The following is a 19,073-nucleotide window of genomic DNA, read 5'->3' as shown; positions in this document are numbered from 1 at the left end:
ATGATGCGCCCCGGAATACTGTACGGGTATACAGTACAGAGCCGCGTTGCCCCGTGCCCCTCGATGCTCTCGCGCAGTTTGGTAATGTCCTGAAAACCCGTGAGTCGTTTAGCCTCTGGCAATCGCACCTAGCTGTAGAATCTGCCAACGAATTTATGCGAGGTCGAGACCGTGACCAGAGAAAGCATCTACTCGACGATTTTTTCGGCTTTCGTTACATTCGTATTCACCCTGATAGTCAAACGGCTTGAGGGAAAAGCTCGACTTGTATACTGGCTGCCCCACACATTTTTATTTCACGTTCCACAAGATCCGAACCCGGCGCAACCGGATCAACCGAACGTGTTTGCCATTCAGACAAACACGTTGACCATTCAGAATCGCGGTAGTAAGGCGGTTGAGAAGCTCGAAATTATTCACCAACGCCGTCCGGATCATATGCAGTTCGCTGAGGGTATCGTCTACGAGGAGTCACATCTTGCAAACGGTCACCATGCCATCAAGATTGACGCGCTTGGCCCAAAGGAGTTAGTGACGCTGCAATTGCTCAGCTACCGTAACCTTCCTGTGTTAATTGCGATTCGATCAAGGGAGGGGCCCGCAAAGCGGATACAGATTCTCATTTTTAAAAAACTTCCTAGCTACGTCTACGTATTCGCACGGGCGCTTATGTTCATCGGCTTCTTTACGGTGCTCTATCTGCTTTCTCGCCTTTTGCTGTACGGACTTGGCTTGCTTTCGATCAGCGCGTAGTCCCTTTCCTGCTATGCGAATCGCTAGGCGGGCATTCCAGACCGTGATAGCTGACTCGCTCTATAGCCTCTACGAGCGGGCGGACCGGCCAGTAATCGTCTCCGTAGCTGCGAGCTGCGCTGCCCGTGCTGTGGCCCGTCAAGGCGTCGCTAACGTCCTCCGTAACGCCCCCCTCCCGGAGAGCGTTTTTAAATCCGTGCCGGAAACTGTGGAACGTCTTACGCGCGTCCGTGATTTTGCATACTTCCCGTAGACGCTTGCCAAATGTCTGAGAGTACCGCGAGGTAATCCGTCCGTACTTGTCCATTTTCAGTTCAGGGAATAGCCGCGCCTCGCCGGAAACGCTCCGCGCGTATTTCACAAATCCTAGCCGCTCTAGCTCCGGGTGTACCGGGATACGCCGCTTGCTGGATTGACTCTTGAGGCTTTGCTCGTCGCCCTCGTCGGTTGCGTAGATAAACGGGACGCTGTGACGCTTACCGGCCGAGTCGGTGTAATGCTCGATTTTTATATCGTTCGCTCGCAATTGGCCGATTTCCATCATGCGCATGCCGGTGAACATCGAAACGAGAGGGAGCCAGTAGTTAGACGGCTTGGCGTCATCGTTGCGGAGACTGGACACGATAACGTTTAGGTCCGCAGTAGAGAACGGGATACGTGCCTTTACGCTTCGCTGTTTCGCTGCATCCAGTTTTACGACGCTGGCCGGATTTGAAGCTAACAAGTCATCGGACACGCACGCTGAGAACAGCGCTTTGAGCAACGAGAGGTAAGACCGTTGCGTAGCCCTAGAGAGCGTGTCGAGCGAGTCCAAGAACGCGGTTACATGCTGCCTCGTGATAGCGGTAAGTGCTAGCGGCATACCGGACCGACGCGCAATTTCGATAACGCGTTCCATCATGTTGATGGATGCCCGGGTAGGGTCGCGCCGACGCTTCCACGCCGCCAAAGCTTCCACTAGCGTTGCTCCGGGCGCGCCAGTTGTGGGGGCAGTCAAAGGTGTGGCGAAACGCGCGGGAGCGTCTATGCGCGCTGTGGACGCCACTACTCTAGACACAATCTGCGTCATCACGTCGCGTAGAAACTCTTGTCGGCGCTCTTGTCGAACTTGGCGCGCGGCGATCTTGTCCCAAGAGGCCGCTTCCTCCTCGTCCGACTCACAAAGCGCGGTGCGTTGTGCCTCCTCATGCTCGTCCCGCCGCCGTAGATAGTCCTCGTTGGCCGGAGACATGGGGCGCGTTTGTTCCATGGGAGGACGGACCTGAACGAGGCCCCCGGATTGGCGCGCCCGGGCGAATAGCTCGTCTACCTCAACGTCAACCTTGCGGCAGCGTACGCGGGCCTCCGAGGGGTCGGCGGTGTTGAGAGCGCGGGTAATCTCGGGCTTGCCGTCCAACGCCTCTACGAGCGCTTTGGGGACTCTGCGGCGGTAGTAGTAGCGTGCACCTTTGCGAATCAAATGTTCCATATCTTTCTCTTACGCGCATATACCACGTGGTATAGCTATGTAACATGAGGGAGGTCGGAATGCCCCGGAAAACCGCGCCAAGCTTGCCCATCAACGATTATATGACTTTCCCATGTGGGAAGCGCGAAACATTCGGTTACGCATGTTCGGCCGCGCCGGGCGAAACTGCGGCTACACTGGCGTCTGCCGTTTTCTCACGGATTGCCATGCAGTCATGCCCGTCGCAGCGTGAGTCCGAGGCTGCGCCGTCTGGCGGCGGGCAGCAGCCGGCGATTCTCAGCGCCCCCCATCTCTCCTCCGCTCACACCGCTCGCGACACGGCCAGCGGCGACGCCCGCCCGCGCGCGAGCACAGATGCCGTCGGTTGGTTTGCCGCGCTGCTGTGCGCCGCGCTGATTCTGTGCCTCGGCGCGCTGCCGCGCATGGCGCAAGCCGCGGGCCCCGCGGTCGGCGGCGGCACGCCGGTGATCCCGGCATTGCAGAGCCTGATCAACAGCGCGACGGTGAACGCGACGCCTGCGTCCGCGGCATCGGGGGCGTCGGCGCCCGAGGCGGCGTCGGCGCCGTCGCCCGCGAGCCAGGCGGAGCTGGCGCGCTCGCTCGACAGCGTGATCGCCACGCTCGACAACGACCGCCAGCGCAGCGCGCTCGTTGCCCAACTGAAAAAGCTGCGCGACGTGTCGCAAAGCGCCGCGCAAACCGTCGGGCCACCTGCGCCCGCGTCCGCGCAACCTAGCCCGGGCCTGCTCGGCGCGATCGCCTCGGGCATCGCGTCGTTCGAATCCGACGTGCATCAGGGCCGCACGCCGGTGCGCTACTGGAGCGGGCGCGTGACCGCGGCCGGCAACGAGCTGTACACGATCGTCTCGGGCCAGGGACACGAGGGTGTCGGCACGATCCTGTTGGCGATGCTGGGGATGCTGGCCGGCTGGGGCGCCTGTGCCGGCGCGCTGATCTATCTGCAGCAACGGCTGCACCGGCGCTTCGGTGTCGAGCTGGTGCTGCGGCCCAATCCCACCACGCGCGAGCTGCTGATCTTCGCGTTGCGCCGCGTCGGTCCGTGGATCATCGCATTCATCGCGGCGCTGCTGTTCATGCGCGCGATGCCCGATTCGCTCGGCCGCACGCTCGGCATGGTGGTCGCGTATGCGATCGTCGCGGGCGCGGTGTTTTCCGCGATCTGTCTGATCATGTTTTCGCTGTTCGGCTCGGGCCACCGCCGCGTCGCGGTGCGCCTCTTGATCGATCACGCGCGCCGCGTGCTGTTCGTGATCGGCGTGTGCGGCGCGCTCGGCGACGCAGCCGTCAATTACGACGTCGAGCATCAGCTCGGCACCAACCTCGCCGCGCTGATTTCGACCGCGGCCAACATGACGGCCGCCGTGCTGACCGGCTATTTCGCGCTCGCGTTTCGCCGGCCGGTCGCGCATCTGATCCGCAACCGGCCGTACGAACAGCGCAACGACCACAAGGCCGCGACCGAAGCGTTCGAGGTGCTCGCCGCGCTGTGGCACGTGCCGGTGCTGGTGCTCGCGACCGCGTCGGTGGTCGCGACGCTCGGCGGCTCCGGCTCCAGCGAAAACGTGCTGCAGATCTCGATCGTCACCGCGCTGCTGCTGGTGCTGGCGTTCTTCCTGTCGGCGATCGTGCTGCGCATGACGCGGCCGCGCAGCGCCCGCGCGCGGCGCCGCTCGCCGTATCTGACGCGGCTGCTGCGCTTTTGCGGCACCTTGCTGACATTGTTCATCTGGCTGTTTTTCTTCGAATCCGCGGCGCGTCTGTGGGGCGTGTCGCTGGCCGCGGTGATCGAGAGGAACGTGGCGGCGCGCGGCGTCGCGCATGCGATGACGGCGATCGTCGCCACCGTGTTCATCGCGTGGCTGCTGTGGATTCTGGTCGACACCGCGATCACCGAGACGCTCAATCCGGGCAGCCCGCGCAACAAGGCGCGCAGCCCGAGCATGCGCGCCCGCACGATGTTGCCGCTGGTGCGCAACGTGTTGCTCGTCACGATCATGACGATCGGTGGGATCGTCACCGCCGCGAACCTCGGCATCAACGTGACGCCGCTGCTCGCGGGCGCGGGCGTGATCGGTCTGGCGATCGGTTTCGGCGCGCAGTCGCTGGTGACCGACCTGATCACCGGCCTCTTCATCATCATCGAGGACACGATCTCGGTCGGCGACTGGATCGACGTCGATGGCGGGCATGCGGGCACGGTCGAGCATCTGTCGATCCGCACCGTGCGGCTGCGCGACGGGCAGGGCGCGATCCACGCGATTCCGTTCTCGCAGATCAAGATCGTGAAGAACCTGTCGCGCGATTTCGCGTACGCGGTGTTCGAGGTGCGCATGTCGTTCTCGACCGATGTCGACGAGATCACGCAGCTGATCCGCGAAGTCGGCGCGGAGCTGATGGCCGACTTCCGCTACCGGCGCGAGATGCTCGGGCCGATCGAGGTGTGGGGCCTCGACCGCTTCGATCCGAACTGGATGGTCGTCAAAGGGCAGATCAAGACGCGGCCGCTGCAGCAATGGAGCGTCGCGCGCGCGTTCAATTTGCGGCTCAAGCGCAAGATGGACGAGGCCGGCATCGAGATTCCGGTCGCGCAGATGCGGGTGTACACATCGTCGAAAGATAGCGAGGGCGAGCCGCTGCGCGACGATGAGATGACCGGGTTCGTCGCGCCTGTGAATGCCGGTGCCGATGACAGCCGGCATGCGCATGGCGAGGCGCAGCAGCGGGCGCGGGACGGCGAGCGCGGCAAAACCCATCAAAGGGCGCGTGAACCCGCTCGCGAAAGAGACCGCGAAGGGCCGCACGAGTATCCGCGCGAAGCTGAGTATGAGGTGGGCGTCGTTGGCCCGTCGGCGCGCGCGTCGACACAGGTGCCGCTTGCGCCCGCCCGTGACGTGTCGCACGAACCGCGTCCGGCGCCGCCGACGACCGGACAGACCGCGCCGATTCCGCCGCAGATTCCGACGGCGGGTGATGTGGGTGGGAAGAATTGAGGCGGGGGTGTGTTTGGGGGCCGTGCAACCGTCAAACCATCTCCGCCGCGTCGGCCATGCGCACGATGTCGTTCACGTGCGTGCCGATCTGCGCGCCTTCGACGCCATAGATATGCAGCGACACCGCCGGCGCATCACTGCTGTTGCCAAGCCGATGAATCGCAGCACGGCCGCCGCGCACGAACGACACTGCGCCGCGTTTGCGCGTCTGAGCGCGCAGCGCGCTCGCGCATTGATGCGCGTCGTCCCATTCGAAGACCGTTTCGCTCAGCTTGCCCTCGACCACCGCGTAACCGCACCAGGTGTGATGCGCGTGCACGGGGCTCGCCTGGCCGGGCTGCCAGACCAGCGCTGCAATCGCATAGCGGCCTTGCGGATCGGCGATGAGCAGATGGCGCCGATAGGTGTCGGCGGAACCTTCGCGTTGCATCGGTGCGAGCAGCGCCGGGTCCGCGGCCGCCTCGGCGAGCGCGAGCCGCATGGTGCGCGCGAAGAATGTCGAATGCGACGGCTCCGGAAATTTCGCGCAGGCTTCGAACATCGCATCGAGCGTCTCGCACAGGCGCTCGAGCGGTGTGCGCCCGATCTCGCCCAGCGTTTGTGTCGGTAACGCGGCCACTTCAAGTCGGGCCGGGTCCGGCAGCGACTTCAGGTAGTCGGGAAGGTGCTCGAAAGCGGTGGCGCGAAGGTCGTCGCTCATGGTTTTATTGCAGCGCGGGCGCTGCTGTTCGGCAATTTTCGGTATCGATATTTATACCGGTTTGCCCGGAGAAAGAGTTTCCATATAATTCCCTCGACCGTCAGAAAAGTAGAATAATTTCCTATGAGGGGTGGTGGTATGAGTATGGATATCATCGATCGGAAGCTGCTCGAATTGCTGCAGGCAGACGCGACGATGCCGATCGCCGAACTCGCGCAGCGCGTGAACCTGTCACAGACGCCTTGCTGGAAGCGGCTGCAGCGCCTGAAGGAGGCGGGCGTGATTCGCGCGCAGGTGGCGCTGTGCGACGCGCGCAAGCTCGGGGTCGGAACCACGGTGTTCGTGGCGGTGCGGACGAATCAGCACACGGAGACATGGGCCGCCGCATTTACGCAGGCGGTGCGCGATATTCCGGAAGTGGTCGAGGTCTACCGGATGAGCGGCGAGACCGACTATCTGCTGCGCGTGGTGGTCTCCGATATCGACGACTACGACCGGATCTACAAACAGTTGATCACGGCCGTGCCGCTGTACGACGTGAGTTCGAGCTTTGCGATGGAGCAGATCAAGTATTCGACGGCATTGCCGGTGCGGCCGGCTGTGACTGTCACAAATAACGGCTGACGCGCGACATGCAATGGGGCGGTGACGAACGAACGGAACACGGGTTCGCTACGATGGCGACGTGGTCGATGCATTTAAGGCGACGGGAGAGCACAGACCAAAATCACCCGCAGCGACACGAGGCAGACCGGGTGCCGTCAGGAGCGCCGCTTGCTGCCTCGACAGTAAACGCGCCACAGCGCATCCATACCGCTCCCCTCGGCTGCAAGCCGCGTGCAAGCCCACTGGGCGTAGAATGCCGCCTTCTCCGACCCATCCGCGACTGCTTCGCGAACCGAGCCCGCTTCATGACCAGACCGCCGCGCAAGAAGAATCCGACCTTTGGCATCTCCGTCTTTATCGTGGTGGCGATCCTGCTGGTGATTGCCACGCTGTTCTATAACGCGATCCGCGAAAAGCACGAGTTCGACAGCCAGCCCACGCAGGTGCCGCCAGTGGCTTCGCAGGCAGCCGCGGCGGCCACCGCGATGAAACCGGCGAGCGGCGCCGCGCAATAACGCCCGCGCGCTTCCTGCTTCACTCCTCCGGTAGCCGGATCATGCTCGCGTCTTTGCGAATCTGCGCGGACGCCGCGAGCATCTGCTTGCATTGATGCGCGAGCAGCTTCGTGTCATGCACGGCATCGGCCGTATAGTCCGGCGATTTCTCCGTTTCGACGACCATCGCATCGAGCTCGCGACTCATCAGTTTGATCTGCTCGCCCTGCTCGGCGGGCAACGCGGTGCCGGCTTCGGCGGCGCTCAGGTTGTCGCGCACGAGGCTCAAAGCGCGCTGCAGCGGCTGTAGCGAGATATCCTCGACCTGGTGCTGCTGTTGCGCGGAAGTGCGCAACAGCGGCGCGGCGGCCGTGATCTGCGACGCGAGCACATGGCTGCGCACCAGCAGACCGTTCAACTCCGGCACGAACTTCTGCGCGGACTTCGGTTCGAGCATCATCCGCTGGAACGCCTGACCGAGATTCGCGAACGCAACGTGAACGTTCTTGCGCGCGAGCCGATAACGGTAATCGCGGTCGAGCGCGGTCGCCGCGGCGGCAGCGGCGACCGATGCACCGCTTGCCGGGCGCGCGGTCGCGTTGCGGATCGTGGTGGTGTCATGGCTGGCCTCGCCCGCGTTCGCCTCGGCATTGGCGTCGGCGACCGGCTGTGCCACGCCGGCGCGCCCAGCGCCGCGCGCACCGACGCCACTCGCCACTTCGGCTCCGGCGCCGGAGCCGGCGACGGCGAGCGCCGGGCCGCCAAAGCCGATCGCCGGATCCGCCATCGCCGCCGCCGGCGCGCGCGCGCCCGCTTCGGTCACGGCCGCGACCACCGCCGCGGCCGGTTTACCGCTCCACCACCAGCTCGCTTCGAGATACTGCCGCGTCGCGCTGATCATGTTGTTGACGAGTTTGCCCATCAAGCGGTACTCCCAGTACGGGAACAGGTGGCTCGCCGCGATCGCGATCGCGCAGCCGACTACGGTGTCGATCGCGCGCTCGCCGATGATGCGCATGCTGCCCGGCGCGAGCAGATGGAACAACAGCAGCACATACGATGACGTGAACACGACGCTCGCCGTGTAGTTGAACAGCAGCAGGCTGTAGCTCATCACCATCGACGCGAACATCACGACCATCAGGATGTGCGGCTCCTTCACGAAGATGGTCAGCGCGATGCTCGCCGCGCAGCCGATCAGCGTGCCGATGATCCGCTGCCCGTTGCGCTGCTTGGTCAGCGAGTAGCCGGGCTTCAGAATGATCACGGTGGTCATCACGATCCAGTACGCGTTCGTGAGCGGCAGCAGGCGGCCGAGCCAGAAGCCCACGGCGACCGCGATCGTCACGCGCAACGCGTGTCGAAAGCTCGGCGAGGCCATTGTCAGATTCGACAGGATCTGCCCGAACGGCACGCGCCGGCTCGACACGAAACGGCTCAGCGCCTGGTCGATGCGCAGTTCGGTTTCGGTCGGGCTCGGCTCGGCGGCAAGGCTTCGGCGCATCTTGTCGATCAGCCGCGTGGCGCTCCAGATGCGGCGGAAATTCGACGACACGGCCGAATACGCCTCCGGGTTCTGCGTCGGCAGCTCCTGCTTGCGCATCAGTTCGATTTCATACTCGATCGCGCGCAATTCCGCCTTCACGTTCACGCGCATGCGCGGCGCCTGGTTCTGCAGCACCGCGAGGCCGATCTCCTCGAGATCTTCGGCCGCCTTGCGGATCAGATCGCGATAGAACACCAGCAGATCGGAGCCGCCGAACGTGCTGCGCACGAGCGTGTAATCGGTTTGCGCGCCGACGAACAGCTCGTGCAGATCGACGCTATTGATGAACAGGTTGTAGAGCATCGCGCGGCGTGGTTCGAGCTTGCCGCGCTTCAACCTGGGCAGATTGCGCAGCACCATGTCGCGGGCGGCGTCCTGGCGATCGACCGCGGAGATCTGCTTGTCGACGAGGTTGCGATAGCACTCGTCGAGATCGTTGTCGAGATCGTAGAAGGCGGCGCGCGCGAGCAGATAGTCCGCGCACGCGAACACGCTTTCGGCGAGCGCCTGCTGCTCGATCCGATGCATCATCCAGCGGCTCACGAAGGTCGACCAGTACGTGTACCAGAGACCGCCGAGCAGGATCCACGACGCGTTGGCGAGCGCCTGCAAGGGCGTGAAGTGCTCCTCCAGCGTCATGATCATCATGAACAGCGTCGCGAAGCTGATCTGCGGCCAGCGATTGCCGTACACGACGATTAGCGACAGCACGAACGTGAGCGGCACGACCGTGCACCACAGCGCGAGCGGATTGACGGTGGCGAGGCCGGTGGCGAGCGCGGACAGAAAGCCGATCACCGAGCAGGCCAGCATCTCGTTGTGCTTGTACTTGAGCGGGCCCGGCATGTCGACGACGCAGGCGCCGAGCGAGCCGGTCGCGATCGTGAAGCCGAGGTCACGATTGTGAAACACGATCAGGCACAGGATGGCCGGTAACGACACGCCGACCGCGATGCGCAGGCCGCCATAAAAATACTGGCTATAAAGGAATTTTCTTATTTCGACCGAATAGCGCATCGACTACCTGAATCCATTCACCGAGAAAACCGTAGTTGGAAAGACAGCGCGAAACTGCCGTCGAGTCTAACTGATTTTGCGCGCGTTCTGACCTCGCCCATTCGGCCGGGTTATGCCCTGGGGATGGGTTTGTTATGCTGTCGCTTCAATGTCCGCCGTGGCTCGTGCGCATCGTTCGCGGGCCATCAGCGTGCCAAATGTGATCTGGAATCCATGCTTCAGCTCTTCTACTCGAACCGCTACGAAACGCTGGTGGGCGCGCTGCTCGGCGACCTCGCGCAAGCGCCGTCCGACCCGTGGACCGCGCGGCCCGTGATCGTGCCGAGCGCGGCCGTGCGCCGGCGGCTCGAGCTCGATATCGCCGCGCGCCAGGGCATCTGCGCGAACGTTAACTTTGGTTATCTCGCGCAATGGCTGTGGGCGCAGATCGGCGGCGTGATCGAGGTGCCGAAGCATTCGCCGTTCGCGCCGGACCGGCTCGTGTGGCGCTGCTACCGGCTGCTCGACGACTCAGACGAAGCGCTGCCGTGGAACGCGTCGCCGCGTCTGCGCACCTATCTCGATGCGGCCGACGCGTCGATGCGCTACGAACTCGCGCGGCGCGTCGCGACCGTGCTCGATCACTATCTGACTTATCGCCCCGAATGGCTGCTGCAATGGCACAAGGGCGGCTCGATCTTCGCGAGCGGCGCGGCTGACGACACCGGTCCGCGTCTGACCGGCGCGAGCGACGCGGCGCGCGAGGACGAGCGCTGGCAGGCGGCGCTGTGGCGCGCGGTGCTCGCCGAGCTCGCGCAGGCCGGCGGTCATGCGCAAACATCCGCGGCCGCGCTGCCGCCCGCGTATCGGTTCCTCGATGAAATCGCGGCGCTCGATCTCGAGGCGATCTCGAACGCGCGATGGCCCGAGGCGGTCAGCGTGTTCGCGCTGCCCACCATGCCGCCGCTGCATATCGCGTTGCTGCGCGCGCTGTCGCGCTGGATCGACGTGCGTCTGTACGTGATGAACCCGTGCCGCGAGTTCTGGTTCGACGTGGTCAGCGAAGGGCGCGTGCAGGCACTCGACGCGGCGGGGCAGCTCGACTATCAGGAAGTCGGTCATCCGCTGCTCGCCGAATGGGGCCGCCAGACTCAGGCGCAGCTGCATATGCTGCACGAGCTGACCGAAAGCGCCGCATCGGCCGAGACCGGCGACTTCACCGAAAACCCGGAGCCGAGCTGGCTCGCCGCCGTGCAGAACGGCATTCTCGCTTTGCGCAATGAGGCCGATGCCGACGAGTTGCCTATCGAGCGCGGTATCGAGGTGCACGTCTGTCATAGCCTGTCCCGGCAGCTCGAAGTGCTGCACGATCGCCTGCTCGGCTGGTTCGACGAATTCGACGATCTACAGCCGCCCGACGTGCTGGTCGCCGTGTCCGATCTCGCGGCGGCCGGTCCGCTGATCGATGCGGTGTTCGGCACCACGCCCGCCGGCGACACGCGTCGCATTCCGTACCGCATTACCGGCCTGCCGCCGTCGCAGGCCAATCCGGTCGCGCGTCTGTTGCTCGACTGGCTCGCGCTGCCCGAGAGCAGCGTCGGCGCGCCGGATCTGATCGAATGGCTGCGCGTCGACGCGGTCGCGGTGCGCTACGGCATCGATGCGAATTCGCTCGAAGCCGCGCAGGAATGGCTCGCGGCCGCCGGCGCGCGGCGCGGGCTCGCGCCGCTCGAACCGTTGGGTGAACACGTGCCGGTCGCGCGTCATACGTTCGCCGATGCGCTGACGCGCCTGTACCTCGGCTACGCGATGCCGGCAGGCGGCGAGCCGGTCGATGCGTGGCTGCCGGTCGAAGGCGCGGGCGGTTCGGATGCTGAACTGCTCGGCCGTCTGTCGCGTTTCGTCGACGACATCGACAGCTTCGCGGCGAGCTGCGCGATCGAGCGCACGCCGTCCGACTGGTCGCAACTGCTGCTCGAAACGCTCGGGCAGTGCTTCGACGGCGGCGTCGAATTCGCCGATTCGCTCGCGGCCGTGCGCGACGCGCTCGATGCGATGAGCGCCGCGATGCAGGCCGGCGCGCATGATGTGTTGCTGCCGGCGTCGGTGGTGCGCACCGCGCTCACCGAAGCGCTCGACGACCCCGCACGCGGCGGCGTGCCGTGGGGCAGCGTGACGTTTTCTTCGCTGACGAGCTTGCGCGGTTTGCCGTTCCGCGTGGTCTGCCTGCTCGGCATGGACGACGGCGTGCTGCCGTCGCTCGCGCATGCCGACGAGTTCGATCTGATGGCCGCGTTCGGTAAGGCCGGCGACCGTCAGCGCCGCGACGACGAGCGCAATCTGTTCCTCGATCTGCTGCTCGCCGCGCGCGAGCGGCTCTTCATCGCCTACACCGGCCGCAGCATTCGCGATAACGCGCCGCTGCCGCCGGCCGCGCTCGTCGATGAACTGCTCGATCATCTCGCGCAGGTGTCGGCGGGCGAGGACGCGAGTCCGGCCGTGGTCGACAGCGCGCGGCGCGAGTTCATCGTCGAGCATCCGTTGCAGGCGTTCGCGTCGGACTACTTCGCGGCGAAGCCCGACCTGTTCACCTACGACGCCAATCGCGCCGAGCTGGCCACGCTGCTTGCCGAACCGCAGCATGCCGCCGCCACGCCGTTCTTCGATCAACCGCTGCCGCCGGAAGACATGCACGAGGTGGCGTTCGACGACTTCGTGCGCTTCTGGCGTCATCCGGCGCGCGCACTGCTGCGCGACCGGCTCGGTATCGCGTTGTCGGATGCGCAGGGCGAGTTGCTTGACACCGAGCCGTTCGATCTCGACTATGCGGGCCGCGACGCACTCGCCGAGCGCCTGCTGCCGGTCCTGCTAGACGCCGGCACCGACGACGAGGTGATCTATAGCCGCGTGCAGCGCGTCGCCGAGGCGAGCCCCGAGTTGCCCGGCGGCGCGACCGGTGCGGTCTGGCGCGCGCGCGAGCTGTCCGCGCTGCGGCAGTTGGCGCAAAGCGTGCGGCGCGAAGTGGCCGCGGGCGTCGAGCGCTTGCCGTTCGTGCTCGACGTCTCGCCGCGCTGGCCGCAAGGCGGCGCTGGCACCGACAGCGCCGTCTCCCTGTTTGGCGACTACGACGCGCTGCTGCGCGAGTCCGCCGAAACGCCGCTGCATTTGCGCGGCACGTTGAACCTGCTGACCGGAACGGGACAAGTGATCTTTCGTTATGCCAAAGCCAGCGCGCGCGACTATCTGTCCGCGTGGCTCGCCCATCTGGTCTATTGCGCGGCGCAGCCGGACGGGCCGCGCCGCACCGTATGGCACGGCAGCGGCGAGAGCTTCGAGCTCGCGCCCGTCGCGGCTCCGCTCGACGAACTCGCGCCGTTGGCTGCGCTCTTCAATGCCGGCCGCCGGCTGCCGCTGCGCTTTTTCCCGAAAAGCGCATGGGCGCGGCTCAGCGAAAGCGAATCGGCGGCGCAAGGCGTATGGGTCAACGACCGCGTGCGCGGCGAATCCGACGACCCCGCGTTGCGCATCGCGCTGCGCGGCACACCGCTCACGCTCGACGAACCGTTCGGCAGCCTCGCCGCGATCGTCTTCAAGCCACTGATCCAGCATCTGCGGAGCGCCTCATGAGCGACGCGCTGCGCCATCAAAGCCTCGCCGCCGACGAACTCGACGTGTTCGCATGTCCGCTCGACGGCGTGAACCAGATCGAAGCGTCGGCGGGCACCGGCAAGACGTGGAACATTTGCGCGCTGTACGTGCGGCTGCTGCTCGAAAAGAACCTGAACGCGGATCAGATTCTCGTCGTCACGTTCACGAAGGCCGCGACCGCGGAGCTGCACGAGCGCATACGCGGCCGTCTCGCGGAACTGCACCGCGCGATCGAGATGGACGACGACGGCGACGATCCGTTCATCCGCCGGCTGTTCGAAACGACGCTCGCGCCGGAGCGCGGTATCGAGCGCGAGGCCGCGTTGAAGGTCGTGCGCCGCGCGCTGCGCACGTTCGATCAGGCCGCGATCCACACGATCCACGCGTTCTGTCAGCGCGCCTTGCAGGAAGCGCCGTTCGCGGCCGCGATGCCATTCGCGTTCGAGATGGAAGCCGACGACGCGGCGCTGCGTTTCGAACTCGCCGCCGATTTCTGGCGCGAGCAGGTCGAGCCGGTCGCGCATGCGCATCCGGCGTTCGCCGCGTGGCTGGTGGCCAAGCGCGCCGGTCCCGCGTCGCTCGACGAGCAACTGGCACGGCGCCTGAAAAAGCCGCTCGCGCAATTGCGCTGGGGCGGCGTCGACGCGGCCGGCGCAAGCGCCGATCAGCAGGCCGGCTTCGATGTCGCGTGCGCGATCTGGCGGGCCGAACGCGACGCGATCGTCGCGCTACTGGCCGAGGCACAGGAGCGCCTGAGCAAGACCACGCACAAGCCCGATCACGTGAGCGCCGCGATCGCCGCGTGGACCGACTACTTCGCGCAGGGCGATCGCCATGCGCCGCCGCCGCGCGCCGCGCTGAAGCTGACGGCGTCGGCGTTGAAGAAGGCAACCAAGGTCAAGTTCGAGCCGCCCGCACATCCGTTCTTCGAGCATGCCGACGCGCTGGCCGCGGCCGTGGTCGCCGCCGAGGCCGCGCAGCGCGCGCGCTGGCTCGCGCTGGTGCAGACATGGCTCGACTACGCGCCGGCCGAGTTGGTGGCGCGCAAGCGCACGCGCCGCGTTGTATCGTTCGACGATCTGCTCGCGAATCTGTATCGCGCACTGGCCGCGCATGCCTGGCTCGCCGATGCATTGCGTAGCCGCTATCCGGCCGCGCTGATCGACGAGTTCCAGGACACCGATCCGCTGCAATTCGCGATCTTCAGCCGCATCTTCGCGCCGGCGGGACCGCTGTTCCTCGTCGGCGATCCGAAGCAGGCGATCTACAGTTTTCGCGCGGCGGATCTGCATACGTATCTCGCGGCGCGCGAGTCGGCGTCCGCGTGCTACACGCTCGCGGTCAACCAGCGTTCGACCGCACCGATCGTCGAGGCGTGCAACCGGATCTTCGAAGCGAACCGCCAGGCGTTCGTGCTCGACGGGCTCGACTATCAGCCAGTGCGTGCGGGTGAGCGGCGCCGCGCGCCGTTTACCGATCCCGACGCGAGCGGCGGCGATTTCCGCATCTGGACGTTGCCGCGCGGCGCAACGCCGCTGGACAAACGCAGCGCGCAGCGCGCCGCGAGCGAAGCGTGCGCGGCCGAGATCGTGCGGCTTTTGCGAGGGGCGCGCGAAGGTGTCGTGACGATCGGCGACAAGCCGCTCGCACCGGGCGATATCGCCGTGCTCGTGCAGACGCACAAGCAGGGCAGCCTCGTCAAACGCGTGCTCGCGGCGTGGGGCGTCGGCAGCGTGGAGCTTGCGCAGGCGTCGGTGTTCGCGACGCTCGACGCCGAGCAGATCGAGCGCGTGCTGGCCGCCATCGACACGCCCGGCGATCTGCGTCGCCTGCGCGCCGCGCTCGCCACCGACTGGCTCGGGCTCGATGCCGCCGCGCTGTGGCGTCTCACGCAGGTCGCCGATGCGCCCGCGGCCGAGGCTGTTGACGAACCCGCGCCGGCGCTCGACGTCGCCGACGCGATGGGCTGGGTCGAGCGTTTTTCGCGCTACCGGATGCTGTGGCACGAACGCGGCTTCGCGGTGATGTGGCGCACGCTGGTGCGCGAGCTGCGCGTCGCGCAGCGGCTCGTCGCGGGTGTCGACGGCGAGCGTCGGCTGACCAACGTGAACCATCTCGCCGAGCTCGTACAGGCGCGCGCGGCCACCCAGCCCGGCATCGCGCCTACCTTGCGCTGGCTCGCCGCGCAGCGCGAGCAGGGCGGCGGCGACGAGGCGCAACTGCGGCTCGAGTCGGATCGCAATCTCGTGCAGATCGTCACGGTCCATAAATCGAAGGGACTCGAATACGCGGTCGTGTTCTGTCCGTTTCTGAACGATGGCGGCTTGCGCGAGCCGCCCTCGTCGGGCTTGCCCGATGCGCGCGAGTATCACGACGACAGCGGCGACGCGGTGCTGCACTACGGTTGCGACGAAGAGGAAGCCGAGCGCGCCTCGCGTTACGCGGTGCGCGAGCAGGCGGCGGAACGCGCGCGGCTCGTCTATGTGGCGCTCACGCGCGCGGTGTATCGCTGCTACCTGGTCGCGGGCACGTATCTGTCGTCGCGCTCGACGAAGGAGTCGCGGCGCAGCGTGCTGAACTGGCTCGTCGGCGGCAGCGGCCACACGTTCGACGCCTGGCTCGCCGAGCCGCCCGACGAAGCCGCGCTCGCGGCGAGCTGGCAGGCGCTCGCGGGCGGACCGGTCACGTTGCGGGCGCTGCCCGAAGTGACGCGCCGCGTGCCGCTCGAAAGTCTGCGGGATCAGGGCGCGCATCTGCACGCGCGCGCGAATCGGCGGCCGTTGCGCGATCAGTGGCGCATGGCAAGTTTCAGCGGGCTGATCGCGGCCGGCGGCAGGAGCGCGGATGCGCACGTGCACGCGCCGCAGGAAGACGTGCGGCCCGACCACGATGAAATCGCCGATGCGCTACCCTCCGCGCCGCTGCTCACGCCGCTCGCCGCGTCGAGCGCCCCGGCGCATGCCGACGACGACATCCTCGGGTTCCCGCGCGGCGCGGCGGCCGGCGATTGCCTGCATCGGATGTTCGAACTCGCCGATTTCACCGAGGCGCGCACCTGGCCCGACGCGATCCGTGGCGCGCTGCGCGAGCGTCCAGCGCCGGCCGCGCCCGAGCTCGCCGTGCGCTTGCCCGCGATGATGCATCGGATGATCGCCGACGTCGTCTCGACCGAACTCGTGCCGGGCATGACGCTCGCGCGGCTCGATCCGCGTCGGCGCCTGAACGAACTCGAGTTTCTGTTCGCGGCCCCGTCGCTGGATTTTCCGGCGCTGCGCGAGCTGCTGATCGAATACGGCTATCCCGACGTCGCGCTGGAGCCCGGCGTGCTGCGCGGGTTCGTCAAAGGGTTTATCGACATGATCGTCGAGCACGACGGCCGCTTCTGGATCGTCGACTGGAAGTCGAACCATCTCGGCGACAGCGCCGCCGACTACGCAGCCGCGCCGCTCGAAGCGGCGATGACGAGTCACGCGTACCACCTGCAGGCGCTGCTTTATACGGTCGCGCTGCATCGCTATCTGAAGACGCGCGTGCGCGACTATGCATACGACACGCATATCGGCGGCTACCTGTATCTGTTCGTGCGCGGCGTGCGGCCCGACTGGCGCGATGTCGACGGCGCCGCCGGTGTGCACAGGCGGCGTGCGCCGTTCGAACTGGTGGCGCTGCTCGACGCGGCGATGATCGGAGGTGGCGCATGAGCACGCCCGGCACGCTTGATGAGCGCGCGGCCGCGCCGCTCGGCCTCGAAGACATCGGCGTCAACCTGCCCGCACCGGCCGATTTCAGCATCGCGCTGGCCGAAGGGTTCGCGCGCCGTATCGGCATGCTCGCGCGGCGCGGTGGCGCATCGACCGAGGTGGTGAAGTGGGCCGCGCGCGGCGCCTTCGCCGCGAGCCGCGCGACCGCCGAAGGGCACGTGTGCGTGCCGCTCGCGACGCTCGCGCGCCGCTTCGACGCGTCGAGCGCCGAAGTGCGCGCGGCGCTGCTCGCGAGCGGCATGGCAAGCGAGGGCGCAGCGGACGCGGCGGGCGCGGCGGGCGCGGCGGCGTTGCGCCCGCTCGTGATCGACGCGCAGGGGCGTCTCTATCTCGCGCGCTACTACGACTACGAGCGGCGCCTGGCCCACGCCCTGGTCGCGCATGCGACGGGCGAGGCGAGCACCGCGAAGGCCGACGCCGACACCGCCCCCGCCGCTTTGCGCGAACGCCTGCTGCGCTACTTCGGTCCGCCGCGAGACGACGACGTCGACTGGCAACGCGTCGCGGCCGTGATGGCGCTGTCGGGGCGGCTGACGATCGTCAGCGGCGGCCCGGGAACCGGCAAGACCACGACCGTGGTCGGCGTGCTTGCGTGTCTGCTCGATGCGCGGGCCGATTTGCGCATCGCGCTGGCGGCGCCGACCGGCAAGGCGGCGCAACGGATGCAGGAAGCGTTGCTCGCGCGCGCGGGCGAGCTGCCGCCCGAACTCGCCGCGCGTTTGCCGCAGACGTCGTACACGCTGCATCGCTTGCTGGGGTCGGGGCCGGGCGGGCGCTTCCGGCATCATCGCGATAATCCGTTGCCGTATGACGTGGTCGTGATCGACGAGGCGTCGATGATCGACGTGGCGATGGCCACGCATCTGCTCGACGCGATCGGGCCGCAAACGCGGCTCGTGATGCTCGGTGACAAGGACCAGCTCGCCGCGGTCGAAGCCGGCGCGGTGTTCGCCGAACTCAGCGCGCGGCCGGCGTTGAGCGCGCGCGGATTGCAATGGGTCGCGCAGGCGCTCGACATCGACGAGGCGCGGCTCGCGCGGGCTTTGCCGCGCGCGTTGCGTGAAGTCGATGAAGCACCGTTGGACGATTTATTTGAGCCGCCCGAGACGCCGCAAACCTTCGAGCCACCCGCGTCGGGCGATCCGTTCGGTGACGGCGTGACATCGGCGACTGGCGAGCAGGCGGATCGCGATAAGCGATCGGCGATCGAACGCAACCCGCTCGCGGACTGCGTCGTCTGGCTCGAGCGCAATTACCGGTTCGGCCTCGAGTCGCCGATCGGCCGTTTGTCCGTCGCGATTCGCAACGGCTCACCGAGCGCGGCGCTCGACGTATTGCAGATCGACCCGACCGAGGTCTGCGCCGCGGCGCTGCACGAGGACGCTCACACGACGCTGGCCGAGCGCACCACCGCAAGACTTGCCGGTGGCTTCGCGCCGTACGCCGACGCGCTTGCCAGGGCGCTCGCCGTCGATATGCCCGATCCAGTGCCGCTCTTCGACGCGCTCAACCGCTTCCGCATCCTCTGTGCGACGCGGCTCGGACCTCGCGGCGTCGATCAGGTCAACGCGGCGATGGCGGCTGAGGTGCGCCGCGCCGCGGGCGTCACGCTCGCGGTCGGCGCGCAGTGGTTTGCCGGACGTCCGGTGATGGTGACGCGCAACGATTACGCGCTGGGTCTGTTCAATGGCGACATCGGCATTGCGCTGCCGGGCGCGGGCGGCGCGCTGCGCGTGTACTTCCGCACCGGCGACGGCGGTGTGCGCGCGGTGTCGCCGGCCGCGCTGCCGCCGCACGACACCGCGTTCGCGCTGACGGTCCACAAGTCGCAAGGTTCGGAGTTCGAGCAAGCGGTGCTGGTGCTGCCGTCGGCGTTCAGCCGGGTGTTGTCGCGTGAGCTCGTGTATACGGCGATTACTCGCGCGCGCGAACGTGTCGAGGTGATCGGCGCGCGGGCCGTGCTCGCGCAGGCGATCGCGACGCCGACGCAGCGTGATTCGGGGCTGGCCGCGCGGATTGCCGAAGCATCGCGTTGATCGCGCGGCAGCAGGCAGAAAGAGCGAAGTGGCGGACTTGTGGTGCGAGCGGCG

General features: G+C 66.6%; 10 protein-coding genes. 7 read left to right on the top strand and 3 right to left on the bottom strand.

Features of this window, described 5'->3' with window-relative positions; translation table 11 throughout:
• Positions 1–171 precede the first annotated feature (171 nt).
• Positions 172–753 (top strand): hypothetical protein, encoded by a 582-nt coding sequence (locus OKW38_RS12115; protein ID WP_429361650.1) that lies wholly within the window; start codon positions 172–174, stop codon positions 751–753.
• On the opposite strand, the gene OKW38_RS12110 is transcribed toward OKW38_RS12115, so the two are convergent.
• On the bottom strand, positions 743–2,221 hold the full coding sequence (locus OKW38_RS12110) for a DUF6538 domain-containing protein (protein WP_429361648.1): 1,479 nt from the start codon (positions 2,219–2,221) through the stop codon (positions 743–745). The two genes, OKW38_RS12115 and OKW38_RS12110, sit on opposite strands and share 11 nt — an antisense overlap.
• A 206-nt stretch (positions 2,222–2,427) precedes the next feature.
• Here OKW38_RS12110 and OKW38_RS12105 point away from each other — a divergent pair, with 206 nt between their 5' ends.
• The gene (locus tag OKW38_RS12105) at positions 2,428–5,232 is read left to right on the top strand and encodes a mechanosensitive ion channel family protein (RefSeq protein WP_429361646.1); all 2,805 of its coding nucleotides are present in this window, start codon (positions 2,428–2,430) and stop codon (positions 5,230–5,232) included.
• A 31-nt stretch (positions 5,233–5,263) separates the two neighbouring features.
• Here OKW38_RS12105 and OKW38_RS12100 read toward each other — a convergent pair whose 3' ends face one another.
• On the bottom strand, positions 5,264–5,932 hold the full coding sequence (locus tag OKW38_RS12100) for a cysteine dioxygenase (protein WP_429361644.1): 669 nt from the start codon (positions 5,930–5,932) through the stop codon (positions 5,264–5,266).
• Positions 5,933–6,070: 138 nt separating this feature from the next.
• Between OKW38_RS12100 and OKW38_RS12095 the strand changes: the two genes are divergently transcribed.
• Together OKW38_RS12095 and OKW38_RS12090 are read left to right on the top strand one after the other, a co-directional pair.
• Positions 6,071–6,556 (top strand): Lrp/AsnC family transcriptional regulator, encoded by a 486-nt coding sequence (locus tag OKW38_RS12095; protein WP_090804098.1) that lies wholly within the window; start codon positions 6,071–6,073, stop codon positions 6,554–6,556.
• 287 nt (positions 6,557–6,843) lie between these two features.
• Positions 6,844–7,053 (top strand): hypothetical protein, encoded by a 210-nt coding sequence (locus OKW38_RS12090; RefSeq protein WP_090804099.1) that lies wholly within the window; start codon positions 6,844–6,846, stop codon positions 7,051–7,053.
• A gap of 19 nt (positions 7,054–7,072) precedes the next feature.
• Here the strand turns inward: OKW38_RS12090 and OKW38_RS12085 are convergent, their stop codons facing one another.
• Positions 7,073–9,595 (bottom strand): FUSC family protein, encoded by a 2,523-nt coding sequence (locus OKW38_RS12085; protein WP_429361642.1) that lies wholly within the window; start codon positions 9,593–9,595, stop codon positions 7,073–7,075.
• A 213-nt stretch (positions 9,596–9,808) separates the two neighbouring features.
• On the opposite strand from OKW38_RS12085, the gene recC reads away from it, so the two are divergent.
• Genes recC through OKW38_RS12070 form a run of 3 tightly spaced genes read left to right on the top strand, consistent with a single transcriptional unit; the run spans position 9,809 to position 19,019 of the window.
• Entirely contained in the window at positions 9,809–13,201 is a 3,393-nt protein-coding gene (recC, locus tag OKW38_RS12080) for an exodeoxyribonuclease V subunit gamma (protein ID WP_429361640.1), read from the top strand.
• A complete protein-coding gene (gene recB, locus OKW38_RS12075) occupies positions 13,198–16,923 on the top strand; it encodes an exodeoxyribonuclease V subunit beta (RefSeq protein ID WP_429361638.1) in 3,726 nt (1,241 codons plus the stop codon). The genes recC and recB overlap by 4 nt, the downstream gene beginning before the upstream one ends.
• Entirely contained in the window at positions 16,920–19,019 is a 2,100-nt protein-coding gene (locus OKW38_RS12070) for an AAA family ATPase (RefSeq protein ID WP_429361636.1), read from the top strand. The genes recB and OKW38_RS12070 overlap by 4 nt, the downstream gene beginning before the upstream one ends.
• Positions 19,020–19,073: the final 54 nt, after the last annotated feature.

It is taken from the genome of Paraburkholderia sp. MM5496-R1 (genome assembly GCF_050436205.1).
Lineage (GTDB): Bacteria > Pseudomonadota > Gammaproteobacteria > Burkholderiales > Burkholderiaceae > Paraburkholderia > Paraburkholderia tuberum.
Note: the sequence above shows the minus strand (reverse complement) of the source record. Positions and strands in the feature narration are given on the sequence as shown.

Excerpts from the sequence above, each read along its gene's own strand:
- OKW38_RS12110 (WP_429361648.1), bottom strand. The coding sequence starts at position 2,221 with ATGGAACATTTGATTCGCAAAGGTGCACGCTACTACTACCGCCGCAGA.
- OKW38_RS12105 (WP_429361646.1), top strand. The coding sequence starts at position 2,428 with ATGCAGTCATGCCCGTCGCAGCGTGAGTCCGAGGCTGCGCCGTCTGGC.
- OKW38_RS12100 (WP_429361644.1), bottom strand. The coding sequence starts at position 5,932 with ATGAGCGACGACCTTCGCGCCACCGCTTTCGAGCACCTTCCCGACTAC.
- OKW38_RS12095 (WP_090804098.1), top strand. The coding sequence starts at position 6,071 with ATGAGTATGGATATCATCGATCGGAAGCTGCTCGAATTGCTGCAGGCA.
- OKW38_RS12090 (WP_090804099.1), top strand. The coding sequence starts at position 6,844 with ATGACCAGACCGCCGCGCAAGAAGAATCCGACCTTTGGCATCTCCGTC.
- OKW38_RS12085 (WP_429361642.1), bottom strand. The coding sequence starts at position 9,595 with ATGCGCTATTCGGTCGAAATAAGAAAATTCCTTTATAGCCAGTATTTT.
- recC (WP_429361640.1), top strand. The coding sequence starts at position 9,809 with ATGCTTCAGCTCTTCTACTCGAACCGCTACGAAACGCTGGTGGGCGCG.
- recB (WP_429361638.1), top strand. The coding sequence starts at position 13,198 with ATGAGCGACGCGCTGCGCCATCAAAGCCTCGCCGCCGACGAACTCGAC.
- OKW38_RS12070 (WP_429361636.1), top strand. The coding sequence starts at position 16,920 with ATGAGCACGCCCGGCACGCTTGATGAGCGCGCGGCCGCGCCGCTCGGC.